The sequence below is a fragment of the uncultured Thiohalocapsa sp. genome (genome assembly GCF_913062725.1).
GTDB lineage: Bacteria > Pseudomonadota > Gammaproteobacteria > Chromatiales > Chromatiaceae > Thiohalocapsa.
In genome coordinates, this window is sequence record NZ_CAJXWY010000071.1 from 1 (window position 1) to 17,991 (window position 17,991).

Consider the following 17,991-nt stretch of genomic DNA (forward strand, 5'->3'; position numbering starts at 1 on the left):
CGGATGCTGTTCGTTGTGCGCGAACACCGCGGCGATGTTCTCCAGCGCATCATTGCCGCTGTCCAGGCGCAGCAGCACGCCCTGATACGTCGGCAGCAAGCGCCGAGTGCGCTCCAGCACCCGGGCGAGCAGCGCTGGGGTGCCGTTCTGACAATGCTGGCGGCCTTCACGCAGTTCGACTTCCACACACCAGCCTTCTTGGCCCAGGTAGGCCAGCATTGGCGCGTAGCCGTCGCAGCCCTTGTACGTGCGCGAGACGCCCTCCTTATGGGTGCGCCCGTTGTCGAACGGGCTCACATCGCAGTCCAGTGGCACCAGCCCATTGGCCAGCGGGGTGATCGGGGCACCCACCCGCCGCAGAAAGTCCTCCGAGGCCTGATCGACCGCGCGGCGAAACGCGTCGGCGTGCTCATCCAAGCGCTGGCGCAGCGTCGCCTCCGAGGGGACGTCACGCAGGCCCAGGGCCTCGTAGAAGAACGCGTCCGCGCGAAAGGCCGTGATCGCCTCAAAATCGCTCTTGCCCAAACACACCAAGGCGACATAACTGGCCAAAATGTCCCGGTGCTGGATCGCGTCCGGGCGCACGTCCGAGACCGCAGTGGCCGCATCGGCCAAGTCGGTATGATGATGCAGTGCCCGACCAATGAGTCCAAGGCCCGCGTGGGAGGTCAGATCAGCCGCGGATTGCTCAATGACAAATTGCCGCATGGGGCCACCGAATGGGTGATGTGGTAAAGATGCCTATTTTACCACGATCGCCCTGTTTTGGCAGCAGTTTTCGCCATTACTCATTCATTTAACTCACGGATTCAGGTTTATGTGGCGGCAATCTGTATCCCTGTGGAAAGCAATATATTGCGTACTCTTCCGACCTGGCGAATGTCCCTTGCTCAACACCCTTCTCGTTCGTAACTATCGTGACGACTTGTTGCTTGAATGACGAAAAGATCTCCTTGAGCAGCACTCCCAAGAAGAGCATTTCATGCTCATCGATGGTCACGATCAGAACGCCCGTATCGGGTTTCAGCAACCGTTTCGCCAGCCGCAACCGCTTCTCCATGAACGACAGCCACTTCGAGTGTCGCCAAGCGTCGTTGGCATCCACGTAGTCGTTGTTGTACTTCCAGTCCGTGGCGCCGGTGTTGTAGGGCGGGTCGATGTAGATGCAGTCCACCTTGCCGGCGTAGAGATAGTCGAGCAGTTGCAGAGCGTGGAAGTTGTCGGCCTCGATCAGGCAGTGCCAGGGCACATCCTTCGGCCCGTTCTGGATTTGGTCCACGGGCGTCAGCGCCGGAAAGATCGGCTCGCCGAACTGCCGCACCACCACCAGCTCGTCCAGCGGCCAGTTCCGAGCATCGCCCGCTCCTGCCGTCCCTTCAGGCCGCGCACACTGGACCGTCTCGCCACTCACGCGCCGCACTCGCCACAGATCGGTCAGCGATCCACCCTTGCGCGCAACCAGGTCGCCGCGCCGCGGCCGGGCCTTCGGAATGGGCACGAGTTCCGGCAGGTGCCGGTCGAACACCAGACCGAACTTTTTGGTCTTCTGCACCTCGGCCCACTCGCGCTTGAACTGTTCGCGAAGCCGGGGCTCTTGGATCTGGGCAATGAGGTCGTCGATAGCGGACAAGGGATGTTCCTTTTTGTTATCGAACCGGACTGTTCGTGTCAGGGCATATCAAGACGTCTGGGTGCATCGAATCAATCGTCCTCTTTCGAGGGGCTTGCACCTCGTGTTCGGCACGCGGCTTGACTCAACAGCGTCAGGCCGCGCCCCTCCTGACCCGCTCCTCGCCCGGCACGTAGCCGGAACCGGGTTTCGGCATCCGCCTCGGCCAACAGAACGCTGGACATGTCCTCGAAGAGCTGGGAGACACTGATACGGCGCGCCTGAGCAAGCCGCTCCAAGCGTTTCAGCAGATCCTCCGGTAGGTCCAAGGTCAGCCGGGTCATCGGCACACCTCTTCCGACCGCGTTCCCGGCGGACACGTCACGCCAGCGCCTCTAGGTAAGGCCGCATGACGTTCGCGACCCGATCCAGGCGCGCGTGGTGCCACAGCGCGTCGATGCTGACCCGACGATCCCGCGCACCCTGCCCCAAAACCTCCTTCAGGGCCTCCAGCGCCACATCGAGACCGACCTTGTTGCGGTACTTGAAGCAATCCGCGATGGTCTTGGCGACGTTGGTGATGCGTACCGGGACCCCGTCGATCCGGTGCTCGTCAACGCCCGCGCGCATCGCGGCATCGGCGAAACGCGCGACCCGGATCGGCGGATACTCAAGGCGGGGGGCTCTGGCCTTGTTCGGGATCGCGATCCACACCTCATGCGGCACCTGGGTCGTCAGCTCATGGAACCGCAGCGCCGAGAGCAGGCACACCACGGCACGCGGATGTTTACGAGAAACCTCCGCGAGGGCAGTGTGCTCGGACACTTCGCGGCCCGGTAGCGCATAGAGTCCTCGACCAACCCGCGCGAGCCGCCCCTGGCGGACCAGCCTGGTCAGCGAGACCCGGGGCAGCCCGTGGGACTCCAGGTCTACAGGACGGAGCAGACCTTCGGCTCGCGCCAGGTCAAGGATGGCGTCTTGCGTGCTCGACATGACGTGAGGATGTTCCAGATGCGGTTTGGATGTCAATAAATACCGACATAAAGGAACGCCACTCGTGCTGCATCGAGGATCGATCTGACCGGAACTCGTGGCGTCGTCGGACAGAGAACGCAGGGCCGCGGAATAGCCCCTTCTCTCTCCTTGCTCACAAACCCGCGTCATCGGATCTCTTCGATGGTCACCATCGCGACCGGCTTCAGTGGGACGCAAAGGTGATAACGGGTTGCCTTGCGCTCGCCCGTGCGCCGCAGCACCTCCAACGCGACGAGATCGGCCAGATCGCGCGTGGCGGTTGCGGGCGTGGCACCGGTGATGCCGCGGTAGTTACCGGCGCTGAGCCCCCCGGTGAAGCCGTCGGGGCCGGCGGCGAACATCCGCAGCACGGCCTTGTCCTGGCGCGCATTGAGCTTGCCGCGCACGCGCTCGAGCAGTTGCGCCTTGCCGATGATGAACTCGACCTGCGCCAGGCCGCGCCGCTGCGCCTCGATCACCTTGGCCGCGAACCACAGGAGCCAGTCCGTGACCTCCAGGTCGCGGGTGGCCGCCTCCAGCGCCCCGTAGTACTGCTTGCGGTGCTTGAGCAGGGTGCCCGCGACGGCAGTCAGCACCCGGTCCGAAAGACCCTGGGCCAGGGCCTTTTCCGCGATCGCCCGGCCGATCCTGCCGTTACCGTCCTCGAACGGGTGAATGCTCTCGAACCAAAGGTGCGCGAGTCCCGCCCGGGTGAGCGCCGGCAAGGGTCGCGATCCCATCGGCGGCTCGTATCGTCCAGGTGTCGAGAGGAGCCGATCACCATCCCGGCTCCCTCCGCGAACAGGGTCTCGGCCCGAGTGAGCCTGGTCTGATCCCAGGTGAATTCCGGCCAATCGGGGCGCTGCCAGTTCCAGGTCATGATTGATAACACATACGTTTATCGCTCAAGATAACGTACTTTCACGAGCCATAAAAACCCCGGTATCGCTCACGCCCGGGCCTAGCCTGCGCCGGTTTCCGGGAAATTCCGAGCCATTCCGGGGATGATGGTGCACTCGCGCCATGCACACCCACCGGAGTGACCAGTTTCCTGCACTGAACAGTCGATGAAGAAACCGACCCACAAGTGGGCCTTTCGCTCGCGCTTTCGCGCCGACGCCTTCGGCTGGGAGGCCCCGAAGCTGGCTTCGCAGCGGCTTACGGAGACGCTCACCGAGATCAAGGCGGTGGCCCGCGTCGATCCGCTGGTCGCCGCCGACAGCGCCATCGTGCTGATGGAGCAGATCTGGCCTGCGCTGGCGCATGTGGACAGTTCTTCCGGCGCGCTCGGCAACCTGGTCAACTAGACGGTGCACGAGCTGGTCGATCTCGTCGTCTCGGCGCCGGCGGATGAGAAGAGTTCCAGGCATCGAATCCACGCTTCGCCTTGCAGGCCGCGGTCTCGGCCCTGCGCTGGATGGCCGCGGGAAGCTTCTACGAGCTTCGCGCCGTGGACGTCTGGGATGCCCGTCGACTAACCTTCCCCCAGCAGCCAGAGCACCTGATACGGGGCCAGCGTCAGCCGGGCATCGAGCTCGGCGCCGTCCGCCTGCCAGCCGCCGATGAGCTCGCGCCAGCGCAGGCGCCGCCAATGGCGGTGCAGCCGGCTCAGGGCGCAGCCGCCGGCGCGGTTGCGGACGTTGGCGAGCACCCACAGCCGCTGGCCCGTCGCCGGCACCTCACGGCGCACGCCGAACAGCCCCTGGGGCAGGTCCAGCACCCGCTGCGGGGCGTCCGGATGAAACGCCGGCTGGGCCGCACGCAGCTGCAGGCGGCGCAGATACTCCGGCAGCACCAGCGCCGCCTGATGCCTTGAGCCGTCCGCGAGCATGGCCGCCAGCTCGTCCCAGGTCCACTTATGGCGGTTGATGCTGCGCGCGCGGCCACTCGCCGCCACCGCCGCAAGATCGTTGTCGGCGCCGAGCAGGCTGTTGAAATAGATGCCGGGAATGCCCTGCAGGCTCATGGCGATGGTCTGGGTGCACAGGAAGCGGCGAATGGAGGCCTCCCGGTCGCCGGGCACGCCGACGGCGTCGAAATAGGTGAGGTTCAGCTCGTAGGGCGCCGCCGAGCCGTCGGCGCGGCTGCGCCGGCTCACCAGGCCGCCGCGCGCCTCCATGGCCGCCACCAGGGCGTCCAGCTCCGCCGCCGGCACCAGCCCTTCCAGCGGGCGCAGGCCGATGCCGTCGTGGGAGGCGGTGAAGTTGAAGAAGGTGCAGCCCGCCGGCGGCGGCGCCAGGTCGGCGGCCCAGGCGGCGAGGTGGCGGGCGTCGCCGGTGTGCAGGGCGTGCAGCAGCAGCGGCGGCAGGCTGAACTGGTAGACCATGTGCGCCTCGTTGCCGGCGCCGAAGTAGCTGACGTTCTCGGCATGGGGCACATTGGTTTCGCTGAGCAGCAGCACACCCGGGGCGAGCATATCCAGGATGTCCCGCAGCAGCTTCACCAGCTCGTGGGTTTCGGGGAGGTGGATGCAGGGGGTGCCGATGCGCTTGAACAGGTAGGCGATGGCGTCCAGGCGGATGATGTCCGCGCCGTGATGGACATAGCGCAGCAGGATGTCCAGGCACTCGAACAGGACATCCGGATTCCCGAAGTCCAGGTCCAGCTGGTCATGGCTGAAGGTGGCCCAGAGATGGCGCTCGCCGGCGGGGGTCTGCACGGCGCGCAACAGCGCCGTGGTGCGCGGGCGCACCACGGCGGCGAGGTCCGCGTCCGGGCTCACTTCGATGAAATAGTGCCGCTCCGGCGCCAGGCCGTTGCAGTAGGCGCGAAACCAGTGACTTTGCCCGGAGACGTGGTTGATGACCAGATCCACCGCCAGCCGATAATCGGCGGCCAGGGCCTCGATGTCGTCCCAGCCGCCGAGGGCCGGGTCCACCGCGCGGTAGTCGATGACGGCGAAGCCGTCATCGGAGCTGGACGGGAAGAATGGCAGCAGGTGCAGCCCGGACACCGCATCACCCACCCGCTGCGCCAGAAAACGCCGCAGGGTCGCCAACGGCGCCTCGCCGGCGCTGCGCACCATGTCGCCGTAGGCGATGAGCACGGCATCGCGCTGATCCCAGCCGCGGCAGCGGGTGGGCGGGGCGTCCGGCGCCAGGCAGTGGCTGCCGACGCCGTAACGCCCCACCAGCAGTTCCAGGCGCTGCAGCAGCTGCGGCACCTGCGCCTCGCCATAAAGTCGGCGGAGGCGGCCGCGGATGCGCTCGAACACGGCGCGGTCGACCACGCGCATGGCGCTACTCCGTCATGTTGCGGATGTTGTTGATCATGCTGCGCAGACTGTCGCGGAGCACACGGTAGCTGAAGAAGCGGCTCGCCACCTGGTAATTGTGCTCGGTGAGCGCGTGGCGGTAGTCGGCATCGTCGATGATGCGCCGGCATTCCTCCACCACGTCGCGGTCCACCACGCCGTCGATGGTGGGCAGCCGAAAGCCCTTGGGCTCGATATCGCGCTGGTAGACGGAGTAGCGGCCCACCACCAGCGGCTTGCGGAAGTAGATGGCTTCCAGCAGGGCGTTGCCGAAGCCCTCGTACAGGCTCGGAAAGGTGACGAAGTCCGCATGCGGGTACAGGTCCCGCAAGACGTAGACCTTTTGCCCCTCCTGGTTGAGCTGGCGGCGGTCGGCCATGCGCTCGCCGAAGAACTTCAGCGACACGCCCTCGTCGCGGGCGAGCTGCAGCAGCTGGCGGCCGTATTCCAGGCCTTCGTCGCCGCTGTCGTGGGAGACCACCAGGTGCGCGCGGGCGAGCTTGAGACGGCGGATGAGGTGGATGGCGTTCTCGATGCCCTTGCGTGGCACCACCCGCGTGGGCTGGAGAATCAGCAGGTCGTCATCCAGCAGGCCGAGGGCGTGGCGCACATCGGCGGCATAGGCATCCGGGGCGCCCGGCGGCTGCTCGAAGTCGAAGACATTGGGCACCAGGATGCTCGGCAGACCCTTGCGCCAGGCGATCTCCTCCCGGGCCGCCTGGTTGATGACCACGTGCTGCAGGTGCGGCACCCGCGGCGGGAAGGCCATCTCCAGGTAGTCGTCCACCGCCGAGATCTGAAAGCGCTGGCGCTCCCACATGAAATCGTGGTGGTGGGCGATGGCCGGCATGCCCGTCTCCAGCAGGAACTCCGTAATGGCCACCCCCAGGGGAACGTGCATGGGGATGGTGAGGGCGTTCTCGATGATCAGGATGTCCAGATCGAAGCGGGCGCGGAACGCGTAGAGCGTGGACTTCAGATACTCGGCGAGGGCGCGGATGCGCTGGCTCGCCTCGGCGCTGCGGCGCGTGCGCCCCCAAAGCTGGCCGTTGACCCAGGCGTTTTCCGCATGATCGAAGAAGGCCTCCGGCACGCACAGGCTGATGGCCGGGTCGCGGTCCAGCACACCTGCATACCAGTAACTGACATGGCCGTTGAGCCAGAGCACTTCCGCCCACTTGGCGGCCTCCAGGGAGACGCCGTCGGTGCCGGCGAAGCGGGTGGAGACGAAGCCGATGTTTTCGGGTTGCTTCATGGCTACAACGATCAGGGCGCGGCCATTGCCGGGACAGGCGCGCAGTTGGGCGTGCCGGCGCCTATAATGCCGCCGTGGCGCAGCCGTGGAAACCAGACACCGCGTCGAGCCCGTCGGCGCGGGCACCATCGGCTCGTGCCGGCCCGGCGGTGCCAACCACCACATGCGACGCGAGCGCATCCGGCTGCGTTGACTTGCAGCTGCCGTGCCGACATCGTCGGCGCCGCGCCCAACGTGGGGCAGGACACGCCGGCGCGCCCAGCGAATCGACGGCGACCCTCGCAAACCTAACCTGGCAATCCATCGGCCATGCGCGTCTGCATCGTCCACTATCACCTGCAGACGGGCGGCGTGACCCGCGTCATCGAGCACGCCGCCACGGCGCTGCGCAGCCGCGCGGTGCGGGTGGCGGTGCTCAGCGGCGAAGCGCCACAGGCGCCCCTGCCGAATGGGGTGGAGACCGCTGTGCTGCCCGGACTCGCGTACGAAGAGCGCCGGGCGCCGCAGTCGCCGGAGCAGCTCGCGGCCGCCATGGCGCAGGCGGCCCGGAGTGCCCTCGGCGGCGTGCCGGATGTCTGGCATGTGCACAACCACAGTCTCGGCAAGAACACCGCGCTGCCGGGTGCGCTGCTGCGCCTCGCCCGCAACGGCCAGCGGCTGTTGCTGCAGCCCCACGACTTCGCCGAGGACGGCCGCCCGCGGCTCTATGGGCGTTTGCGCCGACAGCTGGCCGACGGCGACGTCGGGCGCCTGTCCGCCCTGCTCTACCCGTTGGCGCCGCAGATCCATTATGCGGCCATCAACCGGCGCGACCGCGAATGCCTGCGCGCCGCCGGCGTGCCGGCCGCCCAGCTGCATGCCCTGGCGAACGCCGTAGCCCTGGACACGGCGCCCGATTCCGGGTCGCAGGACACCGCCGTTGCACAACAACGGCGCGGCGACCACCGCCGGCTCTGGCTCTATCCCACCCGCGCCATCCGCCGCAAGAACCTCGGCGAGCTGTTGCTGTGGGCCGTGCTGGCGGGGGCAGCCGACCGCTTCGCCGTCACCCAGGCGCCACAGAATCCGCAGGAGCAGCCCGGCTACCGCCGGTGGGTGGCCCTGGCGGCGGAGCTGGGCTTACCCGTGGCATTCGAGGCGGGTGCCGGCGACCTGTCCTTCCCGGCATTGATGGCCGCAAGTCATGCGCTGGTGACCACCAGCATCGCCGAGGGCTTCGGACTGGCGTTCCTGGAACCCTGGCTGCTGGGGCGCCCGCTGGCGGGGCGCGATCTGCCGGAGATCACCGCGGACTTCAAAGCCACCGGCGTACGCCTGCCGGGGCTCTATCAACAGGTGGCCGTGCCCCTGGACTGGCTGGATCTGCCGCGTCTGCGCGCCGCCTTCGCCAGCGCCGCCGCCGCGCGCGCCCACGCCTTCGGACGCCCGCTGGCGGACAGCGCCGAGCGCGCCTGGGAGGACGCGGTCGCCGACGGGCGCATGGACTTCGGCCGCCTGGACGAGCCCGCACAGGCACAGGTCATCCGCCGGCTGCACGGCAGCCCCAGCGCGCGCAGCGAGCTCGGCCGGCCGCCGTTGGCGGCGCCCGCGGACGCCGGGCTGATCGCCGCGAACCGTGCGGTGATCGCCAGCCATTACTCGGTGCAGCGCTACGGCGAGCGTCTCGCCGCCATCTATGACGCCCTGGTCGCGGCACAGCCATCGGCCCGCATCGCCGCCGCGGACGGCGCCGCCCTGCTGGAGCGCTTCCTGGCGCCCGAGCGACTGTGGCTGCTGCGGGGCTGAGCGCGCCGGTGTCACGGGGAGACCGCATGGGCACAGAAAGTGACCGACAGCTCATCGCCCGGGTGCGGGCGCTGACAACGCCGCTGACACCCCTGCCAACGGCCGCCGAGGCACGGCTCGAGCCCCTCGGCGGCATTCGCGCCGTGCTCTTCGATGTCTACGGCACGCTGCTGATTTCGGGCTGCGGTGATATCGGTGTCAGCGCCGCGCCCGCCACGGGCGACGCCTTCGCCACGGCCTGGCGGGCCGCCGGGCTTGCACCCGCCGCTTTGCCGGCGGGCTTCGACGGCGCCGCGGCGCTGACGGACGCCATCCGGGCGGATCACGCCGCCAGCCGCGCCCGGGGCGTCGAGCAGCCCGAAGTGGATATCGTCGTGATCTGGCGGCGGCTGCTGGCGGATCTCGGTATCAGCGCCGACGAACCCCGCCTGCGCCGGCTCGCGCTGGAGTACGAGCTTCGCACCAACCCGGTCTGGCCCATGCCGGGGCTCGCCACGGTGTTGTCCACGCTCGCCGCGCGGGGCCTGGTGCTCGGCGTCGTCTCCAATGCCCAGTTCTACACGCCGCTGATACTGCAAGCATTTTTGGGGCAGCCCCTGGAGGCCCTCGGGCTCGATCCGCGTTGCTGCGCCTGGTCTTACGGGGCGGCGGTGGCGAAGCCGTCCACGGCCGTCTACGCCCCCGCCCTCGCCGGGCTCGAGCGCCGGCACGGCATTGCGCCGCCGGCGGTGCTCTATCTCGGTAACGACATGCGCAACGATATCCAGCCGGCGCAGGCGCTGGGCTGTCGCACGGCGCTGTTCGCCGGCGATGCCCGCTCCCTGCGCCGGCGCGAGGACGACCCCGACCTGCGGCGGGTGGTACCGGATCGCGTCATCACCGACCTGGGGCAGCTCACCTCGCACCTGTTGCCCGGAGCGCCGGCCTGAGCCTCAGCGCGCCGAGGTGGCGCTGCCCGGGCTCCAGGTGTAGACAGCGGTGACCGCATAATTCCAGACGGCGCCGACGATGATGCCGGCGGTGGCGGAGATGATCCACCACAGCCCCCCGGACGGCGCCGCGTGGAACAGATAGGTGGCGATGCCGACATTGGCCACCGCCCCCACCGAGCAGGCGAGCGTGAACGACAGCCAGCCGCGCAGCAGGCCCCAGCCGCGCAGGCGGCGGTCGCGGTAGGTGAAGAGGTTGTTCAGGAAGAAGTTGAAGGTCATGGCCACCAGGGTGGCGGCGGTTTGCCCCGCCACGAAGCTCGCCTCCAGCCCCCGAAACAGCGCCCAGAGCACGCCCATGTGCACGAAAACGCCCAGCCCGCCAATGAACGCAAAGGGAATGAAGCGCGTCGGCACGTAGCGCCCCAGGGTCTTGTCCAGCAACATCAGGATGTATTCCGTGGCCACCATGGCATCCAGCTTGCTGCTGCCGGCGATACGCACGCCGAAGGTGTAGGGCAGCTCCTTGAAGCGCAGCGGCCGCTTGGCGCTGATGAAGATATCCAGCAGGATCTTGAAGCCGATACCGGAGAGATCCCGCACCACCTCATCGATGAGCTCGCGCCGGAGCATGAAGAAGCCGCTCATGGGGTCCTTGAGGTCTGCCTTCAGCACCAGCTGTGACAGCCGGGCGGCCACACGGCTCGCGAGCTGGCGGTCTTCCGACCAGGCGCCAAGACTGCCGCCGGCGACATGCCGGCTGCCGACGACGATATCGAGCGCCTGCGCTTGCAGGGTGTGGAGCATATCGGGCAACAGGTCCGCATCATGCTGCAGGTCCGCATCCATGACAGCCACATAGGGCGCGGTGGTGGCGAGCATGCCCTCGATGCAGGCACCGGCGAGCCCCCGGCGACCAACACGCTGCACCAGGCGCACGCGGGCATCCTGCGCCGCCAGCGCGCGCACCACGGCGGCGGTGCCGTCGGGCGAGTCGTCGTCGACGAAGACCACTTCCCAGGCAACGCCCGCCAAGGCGGTGGCCAGCCGGGAGACCACCAGTGGGATGTTCGCCGACTCGTTGAACGTTGGCACCACGACGGCGAGCTGTGCGCCACCGCTCATGACCCTGCCTGCTCCGCCGGGAAGTCCCGCAACCGCGACACGGCGGCCTGCAGCCGCGCCATGGGCTCGGTGTAGGCGAACCGCAGCATGCCGGCACCGGCGCCTGCGCCGAAGTCCGAGCCCGGGGTCACGGCAACACCCGCGCCCGCCAGGGCGGCTTCGGCGAACGCCAGTGGGTCGGTGGCGCCCGCCGGCAGGGCCGTGAACAGATAAAACGCGCCCTCGGGCACCGCCGGCAACGCAAAGCCCGCCGGCGGCAGTGCCTGCCGTAAAAAGTCACGGCGCTGCCGCAACGCCTCACGGCGCTGCTCGAAAACCGTGAGCGCCGCGGGCTGCAGGGCCGCGAGCGCCACGTGCTGACCCAGGGTCGGCGCCGCCAGATAGAGATTCTGCGCCAGCCGCTCCGCCACCCCCGACCATCCGGGCGGCACCACCAGCCAGCCCACGCGCCATCCGGTGAGACCGAAGTACTTCGAAAAGCTGTTGACGACGAAGATTCCGTCGTCACCGCAGGCCAGGGCGGTGATATCGGCCGCGTCATAGACGAGGCCCTGGTAGGTTTCGTCCACGATGAGGGCCGCCATGCGCTCGCGCACGGCCGCATACAGTGCCGCCAGGGAGGCGGGCCCGATGACGGCGCCGGTGGGGTTGCCCGGGGTGGTGAGCATCAGCGCGCGGGTGCCGGGGCGCCACTGCGCCGCCAGCGCCGTCGCCGTGGGGCACCAGCCATCGCCGGCATCCAGCGCCAGCGCATGCACCTGCGCGCCGGTGACCGCGGCGATGTGACGGTGACACGGATACCCGGGCTCGGTCACCATGACGCCATCCCCGCGCTCGAGCACCGCCGCCAGTGCGAGCTGCAGCGCCCCGGAGCCGCCGGGGGTCACGATGACCCGCGCCGGGTCGAGGTCGATGGCGTAGCGATGGCCGTAGTGATCCGCGATGGCCCGCCGCAGCGCCGGCAGCCCGGGACTTGGCGTGTAGCCCATGGACGCACCCGCCAGGGCGCGGTGCGCCGCCTCCAGCAGCGGCTCCGGCAGCGGGAACCGCGGCTCGCCCACCTCGAGATGAATGATATCCCGGCCGGCGGCCTCGAGCGCCTGTGCGCGCTCGAAGATGCGCATGACTTGAAAGGGCGCAATCGCCCGGGCACGGGCGGCCGGCTCGAGCATATCGGTCTCGGTGTCAGGAACCCGCAGCCGCGCAGCGATGCAGTGCCCGCAGCACCGCAAGATCCACGCAACCCGCATCGCGCAGCGCGGCCGCCACGGGATCGGCGCAGCCCCCGCCCAGCACGCGCGGCGGCGGCGCGTCCGGCTCACCCAGGCCATCCAGCACCAGCGCGGCGTCGCCGAGATCCTGATCCTGGGTGTAGGAGCTCACGGTCACCAGCAGCGCATCGAGGCCCGCACCCAGCGCCGAGCGCACGCCGTTGTCGGAGTCCTCCACCGCGACGCAGGCCGTTGCGGGTAGCCCGAGCTGCGCCAGCGCCAGGCTGAAAATATCCGGCGCCGGCTTCTTCGCCGGGACCACATCGCCCGCGGCCACCACCTCGAACCAGTGCTCCAGCGCCGGGTAATGGCCGGGCACGGCCACCGCCGAGAGCAGGGCCGAGACATTCGCCGGCGTGGTGGTGGTGGCGATGGCCAGTCGGATGCCGGCGTCCATGGCCTCCCGCAGCAGGCGCAGCACCCCCGGCCTGAGGCCGATGCCACCGGCGCGCATCATCTGCGTGTAGTGCGCCGTCTTGCGCTGGTGCAGGTCGCGCACGAAGTCATCCAGGGGCTCCGGCGGCGCGAAATCAGGCCGATGCTCGGCGAGATAGGTGCGGATGCGCTCTTTACCGCCGGTGACCCGCAGCAGTTCGCCGTAGAGCGGCACCGACCACTCCCAGTCGAGCCCGGCGTCGGCGAAGGCGGCGTTGAAGGCGACGCGATGGCCATCGCGCTCGGTGTCGGCGAGGGTACCGTCGACGTCGAAAATGATGGCTTCGAGCTGGGGCATGCCGGCGGCCTCGGTGCGGCTATGGTCATCAGGGCGCGGAGACTAGCACAGCGCTCGCCGTTGCTGGTGCTGAGCACAAGCGCAACGCGCGGCGCCGACGCGCATTGCCCAGTTGCCGAGGGTTGCGCTCTCTGGTAGAACCGCGGATTCAGCGCTGCTCGAGCACCGTGTTCCACGGACTCTGAAGCACAAGACCCGGCGGGCCGAGCAGCAAAGACGAGCCACTTTGTCTGCGGGAGCACATCCATGGCCGAGGCGAGCACACGAGGCGCAAAGGCGTTCGGTTTCGAGCCCTATGAGGCCGGCAAGGACGAGGAGTACATGAGCCCTGAGCAGGAAGCGCACTTCCGCAAACTGCTCATGGAATGGAAGCGCCAACTGATGGAGGAAGTGGACCGTACCGTGCATCACATGCAGGACGAGGCGACCAACTTCCCCGACCCCAACGACCGCGCCACCCAGGAGTCCGAGTTCAGCCTGGAGCTGCGCACGCGCGATCGCGAGCGCAAGCTCATCAAGAAGATCGACGAGGCCCTGGAACGCCTGGACGAGCACGAATACGGCTACTGTGAGGCCTGCGGCGTGGAAATTGGCATCCGCCGCCTCGAGGCCCGGCCGACGGCCACCCTGTGCATCGACTGCAAGACCCTGGACGAGATTCGTGAAAAGCAGCGCGGCTGACGCGCGGCCGCCGCACGGCGGGGGTGGCACATCCGCCGGAGCCGCGCCGGCGCACAGTTGACCGCCCCGACCCCCGGGGCACGGCGACGCGGGCGCTTCGCCCCCTCCCCCACCGGCCCGCTCCACTTCGGCTCCCTGGTGGCCGCCGTCGGCAGCTTCGCCGACGCCCGCGCCGCGGGCGGCGCCTGGCTGGTGCGCATGGAAGACCTGGACCGCCCCCGGGTAGTGCCCGGCGCCGCCGACGCCATTCTGCGGACCCTGGATGCCTTCGGCCTGCATTGGGACGCATCGGTGGCCTTTCAGAGCCGGCGCACGGACGCCTACGCCGCCGCCATCGAGCAACTGGCGCGCCAGGGGCGCGTCTACCCCTGCGGCTGCACGCGCCGGGAGATCGCGCTCGGCGCGCTGCCCGGCGCCGAGGGGCCCATCTACCCCGGCACCTGCCGTCATGGCCTGCCACCCGGGCGTGCGCCACGCAGCCTGCGCCTGCGCGCGCACGGCCCGGCGCTTGGCTTCGTCGACCGCATCCACGGTCCGCAACGCCAAGACGTCGCCCGTGCCGTGGGTGATTTCGTGCTGCGCCGCGCCGACGGCCTGCACGCCTACCAGCTCGCCGTGGTCGTGGACGATGCGGCCCAGGGCATCACCGACGTGGTGCGCGGCGCCGACCTGCTCCTGTCAACGCCACGCCAAATGCGCCTGCAGGCCTGTCTCGGGCTGTCGCAGCCGACCTATGCCCACCTACCCCTGGTGTTGGCCGCCGATGGGCGCAAGCTCTCGAAATCACAGGCCGACCTGCCGGTCGACGCGGCACACCCGCTGCCGGCGCTGCTGCGGGCCTGGGCCGTGCTCGGACAGGCACCACCGCCGGCCGCGCCCGATGGGGTGTCGGCCTTCTGGGACTGGGCGCTGCCGCACTGGGACATGGGACGGGTACCCGCGCGCAATGGCCCCTGCGGCAACATGACAACCGCCTGAGCCCACATCCGCCCGGCGCCCCAGCCCGTCGGCGCCGTCACATCGTTTTAACGTCCAGGTCTTACCCTGCGATATCAGCCTGTTGACCAAGCGCGGAGGATCGCATGTCCGAGCCCACGCCGACGCCCCTGAGCCCCGAGCAGCTCGAACGCCTCGACGCCTACTGGCGTGCCTGCAACTACCTCGCCGCCGGCATGATCTATCTGCAGGACAATCCCCTGCTGCGCGAGCCGCTGAAGCCGGCGCATATCAAGCGGCGCCTGCTCGGACACTGGGGGGCGAGTCCCGGCCTCGCCTTCATGTACTGCCACAGCAACCGCCTCATCCTGGCGCATCAGCAGGAGGCCATCTTCCTCGCGGGCCCCGGCCACGGCGCACCGGGCGTGCTGGCCCCGGTCTACCTGGAGGGCACCTATTCCGAGCTCTATCCGAACAAATCCGAGGACGAAGAGGGCATGCGCGCCTTCTTCAAGCAGTTCTCCTTCCCCGGCGGCATCGGCTCCCACTGCACGCCGGAGACCCCGGGCTCCATTCACGAGGGCGGCGAGCTCGGCTACTCCATCAGCCACGCCTTCGGCGCCGCCTTCGACAACCCGCAACTGCTGGTGGTGGTGGCGGTGGGCGATGGCGAGTCCGAGACCGGGCCGCTGGCAACCGCCTGGCATTCCGGCAAATTCCTGAATGCCGCCCGGGACGGCGCGGTGCTGCCGATCCTGCATCTGAACGGTTACAAGATCAACAACCCAACCCTGCTCGCACGCATCCCCGAGGCGGAGCTCGCCTCCCTGATGCGCGGTTACGGCTGGGAGCCGCACTTTGTCACCGGCGATGAGCCCATGGCCATGCACCAGCAAATGGCGGCGACCATGGATGCCTGCTACGCCCGCATTCAGGCGTTTCAGGCCGATGCCCGCGCCAAGGGCGCCGCCAATGTCCGCCGCTACCACTGGCCCATGATCGTACTGCGCACGCCCAAGGGCTGGACCGGTCCCGAGACGGTGGACGGGCACCAGGTGGAAGGGTTCTGGCGCGCGCACCAGGTGCCGCTGTCGGGCCTGCACGACAACCCCGCGCATCTGGCGCAGCTGGAAGCCTGGATGAAACGCTACCAGCCCGAGGCGCTCTTCGATGAAAGCGGCAAGCTGAAGCCCGAAATCCGCGCCGCCGCGCCCACCGGTCGCCTGCGCATGAGTGCCAATCCGCATGCCAACGGCGGGCTGTTGCGCCATTCGCTGCGGATGCCGGACTTTCGGCAGTTCGCCTGTGAGGTGGAGCGCCCCGGCACGGTACGGGCCATGAACACCAAACCCTTGGGCGCCCTGCTGCGGGAGGTGATGCGCCGTAACAAGGAGCACTTCCGTGTGTTCGGACCGGATGAGAACACGTCCAATAAGCTCGACGCCATCTACGCGGTGTCGAAGAAGCTCTGGCTGGAAGCGTACCTGCCGGAGGATGCGGACGGCGGCGAGCTGTCACCGGACGGCCGGGTCATGGAAATGCTGTCGGAGCATACGCTGGAGGGCTGGTACGAGGGCTACGTGCTGACGGGTCGTCATGGCTTCTTCGCCAGCTACGAGGCCTTCATTCATGTCATCGACAGCATGTACAACCAGCACGCCAAGTGGCTCGCCATTTGCAATGAGATCCCCTGGCGCGCCCCCATCGCCTCGCTGAATCTGCTGATCACCTCCACCGTCTGGCGCCAGGATCACAACGGCTTCACCCACCAGGATCCGGGCTTCTTGGATGTGGTGGTGAACAAGAATCCGGAAGTGGCGCGCATCTATCTGCCGCCGGACGTGAACTGCCTGTTGTCGGTGGCCGACCACTGCCTGCGCAGCAAGAACTACATCAACGTCATCGTCGCCGATAAGCAGAATCACCTGCAGTATCTCGGCATGGAGGATGCGATCAAGCACTGCACCAAGGGTGTCGGTATCTGGGACTGGGCGAGCAATGACGAGGGCTTTGAGCCCGATGTGGTGATGGTGGGCTGCGGCGATATCCCCACAAAGGAGGCGCTCGCCGCCACAGCCATGCTCCGCGCCGAGTTCGACGATATCAAGATCCGTTTCGTCAATGTGGTGGATCTGATGACCCTGCACCATGAGGGCCCCCATGCGCTGAGCTGCCGCGACTTCGACAGTATCTTCACCGAACACCGTCCGGTCATCTTCAACTTCCACGGCTATCCCTGGCTCATTCACCGGCTCACTTACAAGCAAGCAAACCACTCCCAGTTCCATGTGCGCGGCTACAAGGAGCGCGGCAACATCAATACGCCGTTGGAGTTGGCCATCGAAAACGAGATCGACCGCTTCAGCCTCGCCATCGATGTCATCGACCGGGTGCCGCGGCTCTCGGTGGTGGGCGCACATGCCAAGCAGCGCTTCCGGGATATGCAGATCGATGCGCGCAACTACGCCTTCGAGCACGGTATCGACGCGCCCGAGCACGAAGACTGGACCTGGCCCCTGTGAGGGCGCAGGGCAGGTAGATGTCGCTGCGCCCGGGCCCTGCGTCAGGGCTTCGGCCAGCCTCCGATCATCGTCACACAACCGCCGGCAGGCATCCGCGCGGGGGAGCACACCCACATGAACGACGCTGCCAAGCCCAATGGCGCACAGCACCGCACCCGCACCGGCCTCGACAAGGACGCCCTCAAGCGCGCCTATCTCGATAACCTGTTCTATGTCCAGGGCCGCTTTCTTGAGGTGGCGACGACCAATGATCTCTACATGGCCGCCGCCTACACGGTACGCGACCGGCTGCTGGCGCGCTGGATCAAGTCCGCCCAAACCTACAGGCATGCCAACGCGCGGACCGTCTGCTATCTGTCGGCGGAGTTCCTGCTCGGACCACACCTGCTGAACAATCTGGTGAATCTGGGGATCACCGGTGCTGCGCGTGAGGCCGGCGAAGCGCTGGACCTGGATTTTGCCGCCATCATCGAGGCCGAAGAGGAGCCCGGGCTTGGCAACGGGGGCCTGGGCCGCCTCGCCGCCTGCTACATGGACTCCCTCGCGACGCTGCAGATCCCGGCCATCGGCTACGGCATCCGCTACGAGTTCGGCATTTTCGATCAGGTCATCGTCGACGGCTGGCAGTCCGAGCGCAGCGACACCTGGCTGCGCGCCGGCAACCCCTGGGAGATCCCGCGACCGAAGCTGACCTTTCCGGTCGGCTTCGGCGGCCATACCGAGCAGTACACCGACACGCACGGGGCGCTTCGCAGGCGCTGGCTGCCGGCTTTGGTGGTGAATGGCGTCGCCTATGACACGCCCATCATGGGCTACGGCGTCGGCAACGTGAATCTGCTGCGGCTGTGGAAGTCGGAGGCGCCGGAGTCCTTCGACTT

17 protein-coding genes and 1 pseudogene are annotated in these 17,991 nt (G+C 68.0%); 7 read left to right on the forward strand and 11 right to left on the reverse strand.

The features are described 5' to 3' along the window. The 6 genes and pseudogenes from QZ588_RS15560 to QZ588_RS18170 form a co-directional block, all read right to left on the reverse strand. The coding region (locus tag QZ588_RS15560; protein WP_295543859.1) for an IS1380 family transposase at positions 1-708 on the reverse strand (708 nt) is incomplete at its 3' end. Between the two features lie 88 nt (positions 709-796). Next, positions 797-1,630 carry a DNA methyltransferase gene (locus QZ588_RS15565; RefSeq protein ID WP_295543860.1) on the reverse strand — a complete coding sequence of 278 codons (834 nt, stop codon included), beginning with the start codon at positions 1,628-1,630 and terminating at the stop codon, positions 797-799. A gap of 71 nt (positions 1,631-1,701) precedes the next feature. Continuing rightward, the gene (locus QZ588_RS15570) at positions 1,702-1,953 is read right to left on the reverse strand and encodes a ribbon-helix-helix protein, CopG family (protein WP_295543861.1); all 252 of its coding nucleotides are present in this window, start codon (positions 1,951-1,953) and stop codon (positions 1,702-1,704) included. Between the two features lie 37 nt (positions 1,954-1,990). Beyond that, positions 1,991-2,602: an AbiEi antitoxin N-terminal domain-containing protein gene (locus tag QZ588_RS15575; protein ID WP_295543862.1), complete on the reverse strand. Its 612-nt coding sequence runs from the start codon at positions 2,600-2,602 to the stop codon at positions 1,991-1,993. A gap of 167 nt (positions 2,603-2,769) precedes the next feature. Continuing rightward, on the reverse strand, positions 2,770-3,348 hold the full coding sequence (locus QZ588_RS15580) for a Fic family protein (protein WP_295543863.1): 579 nt from the start codon (positions 3,346-3,348) through the stop codon (positions 2,770-2,772). A gap of 77 nt (positions 3,349-3,425) precedes the next feature. Beyond that, positions 3,426-3,503, reverse strand: a pseudogene (locus tag QZ588_RS18170) (DUF4172 domain-containing protein); the annotation flags it as partial. Between the two features lie 187 nt (positions 3,504-3,690). Between QZ588_RS18170 and QZ588_RS15585 the strand changes: the two are divergent. Further along, positions 3,691-3,930, forward strand: a complete 240-nt coding sequence (locus QZ588_RS15585) for a hypothetical protein (protein ID WP_295543864.1) — start codon at positions 3,691-3,693, stop codon at positions 3,928-3,930. Positions 3,931-4,097: 167 nt separating this feature from the next. Here QZ588_RS15585 and QZ588_RS15590 read toward each other — a convergent pair whose 3' ends face one another. Both QZ588_RS15590 and QZ588_RS15595 read right to left on the reverse strand, forming a co-directional pair. Next, a complete protein-coding gene (locus QZ588_RS15590) occupies positions 4,098-5,858 on the reverse strand; it encodes a sugar phosphorylase (RefSeq protein ID WP_295543865.1) in 1,761 nt (586 codons plus the stop codon). Positions 5,859-5,862: 4 nt separating this feature from the next. Continuing rightward, positions 5,863-7,131 carry a glycosyltransferase family 4 protein gene (locus QZ588_RS15595; protein WP_295543866.1) on the reverse strand — a complete coding sequence of 423 codons (1,269 nt, stop codon included), beginning with the start codon at positions 7,129-7,131 and terminating at the stop codon, positions 5,863-5,865. Between the two features lie 309 nt (positions 7,132-7,440). On the opposite strand from QZ588_RS15595, the gene QZ588_RS15600 reads away from it, so the two are divergent. Both QZ588_RS15600 and QZ588_RS15605 read left to right on the forward strand, forming a co-directional pair. Beyond that, positions 7,441-8,916 carry a glycosyltransferase gene (locus QZ588_RS15600; RefSeq protein WP_295543867.1) on the forward strand — a complete coding sequence of 492 codons (1,476 nt, stop codon included), beginning with the start codon at positions 7,441-7,443 and terminating at the stop codon, positions 8,914-8,916. A 26-nt stretch (positions 8,917-8,942) separates the two neighbouring features. Then, positions 8,943-9,845, forward strand: a complete 903-nt coding sequence (locus QZ588_RS15605; protein WP_295543868.1) for an HAD family hydrolase — start codon at positions 8,943-8,945, stop codon at positions 9,843-9,845. Positions 9,846-9,848: 3 nt separating this feature from the next. Here the strand turns inward: QZ588_RS15605 and QZ588_RS15610 are convergent, their stop codons facing one another. Genes QZ588_RS15610 through QZ588_RS15620 form a run of 3 tightly spaced genes read right to left on the reverse strand, consistent with a single transcriptional unit; the run spans position 9,849 to position 12,974 of the window. Next, on the reverse strand, positions 9,849-10,970 hold the full coding sequence (locus QZ588_RS15610; protein ID WP_295543869.1) for a glycosyltransferase family 2 protein: 1,122 nt from the start codon (positions 10,968-10,970) through the stop codon (positions 9,849-9,851). Next, positions 10,967-12,142: an aminotransferase class I/II-fold pyridoxal phosphate-dependent enzyme gene (locus tag QZ588_RS15615; protein WP_295543870.1), complete on the reverse strand. Its 1,176-nt coding sequence runs from the start codon at positions 12,140-12,142 to the stop codon at positions 10,967-10,969. Before QZ588_RS15615 ends, QZ588_RS15610 begins: the two co-directional genes overlap by 4 nt. A 13-nt stretch (positions 12,143-12,155) precedes the next feature. After that, positions 12,156-12,974, reverse strand: a complete 819-nt coding sequence (locus QZ588_RS15620) for an HAD-IA family hydrolase (RefSeq protein ID WP_295543871.1) — start codon at positions 12,972-12,974, stop codon at positions 12,156-12,158. A 246-nt stretch (positions 12,975-13,220) separates the two neighbouring features. Between QZ588_RS15620 and dksA the strand changes: the two genes are divergently transcribed. The 4 genes from dksA to QZ588_RS15640 form a co-directional block, all read left to right on the forward strand. Further along, a complete protein-coding gene (dksA, locus tag QZ588_RS15625) occupies positions 13,221-13,655 on the forward strand; it encodes an RNA polymerase-binding protein DksA (protein ID WP_295543872.1) in 435 nt (144 codons plus the stop codon). 57 nt (positions 13,656-13,712) lie between these two features. Next, positions 13,713-14,633 (forward strand): tRNA glutamyl-Q(34) synthetase GluQRS, encoded by a 921-nt coding sequence (gene gluQRS / locus QZ588_RS15630; protein ID WP_295543873.1) that lies wholly within the window; start codon positions 13,713-13,715, stop codon positions 14,631-14,633. Positions 14,634-14,737: 104 nt separating this feature from the next. Then, positions 14,738-17,113: a phosphoketolase gene (locus QZ588_RS15635; RefSeq protein ID WP_295543874.1), complete on the forward strand. Its 2,376-nt coding sequence runs from the start codon at positions 14,738-14,740 to the stop codon at positions 17,111-17,113. A gap of 114 nt (positions 17,114-17,227) precedes the next feature. Then, positions 17,228-17,991: glycogen/starch/alpha-glucan phosphorylase (locus QZ588_RS15640; RefSeq protein ID WP_295543875.1), on the forward strand; the 764-nt coding region annotated here is incomplete at its 3' end.

Excerpts from the sequence above, each read along its gene's own strand:
- QZ588_RS15570 (WP_295543861.1), bottom strand. The coding sequence starts at position 1,953 with ATGACCCGGCTGACCTTGGACCTACCGGAGGATCTGCTGAAACGCTTG.
- QZ588_RS15575 (WP_295543862.1), bottom strand. The coding sequence starts at position 2,602 with ATGTCGAGCACGCAAGACGCCATCCTTGACCTGGCGCGAGCCGAAGGT.
- QZ588_RS15600 (WP_295543867.1), top strand. The coding sequence starts at position 7,441 with ATGCGCGTCTGCATCGTCCACTATCACCTGCAGACGGGCGGCGTGACC.
- QZ588_RS15615 (WP_295543870.1), bottom strand. The coding sequence starts at position 12,142 with ATGCTCGAGCCGGCCGCCCGTGCCCGGGCGATTGCGCCCTTTCAAGTC.
- QZ588_RS15595 (WP_295543866.1), bottom strand. The coding sequence starts at position 7,131 with ATGAAGCAACCCGAAAACATCGGCTTCGTCTCCACCCGCTTCGCCGGC.
- QZ588_RS15605 (WP_295543868.1), top strand. The coding sequence starts at position 8,943 with ATGGGCACAGAAAGTGACCGACAGCTCATCGCCCGGGTGCGGGCGCTG.
- QZ588_RS15585 (WP_295543864.1), top strand. The coding sequence starts at position 3,691 with ATGAAGAAACCGACCCACAAGTGGGCCTTTCGCTCGCGCTTTCGCGCC.
- dksA (WP_295543872.1), top strand. The coding sequence starts at position 13,221 with ATGGCCGAGGCGAGCACACGAGGCGCAAAGGCGTTCGGTTTCGAGCCC.
- QZ588_RS15635 (WP_295543874.1), top strand. The coding sequence starts at position 14,738 with ATGTCCGAGCCCACGCCGACGCCCCTGAGCCCCGAGCAGCTCGAACGC.
- QZ588_RS15590 (WP_295543865.1), bottom strand. The coding sequence starts at position 5,858 with ATGCGCGTGGTCGACCGCGCCGTGTTCGAGCGCATCCGCGGCCGCCTC.
- QZ588_RS15620 (WP_295543871.1), bottom strand. The coding sequence starts at position 12,974 with ATGCCCCAGCTCGAAGCCATCATTTTCGACGTCGACGGTACCCTCGCC.
- QZ588_RS15610 (WP_295543869.1), bottom strand. The coding sequence starts at position 10,970 with ATGAGCGGTGGCGCACAGCTCGCCGTCGTGGTGCCAACGTTCAACGAG.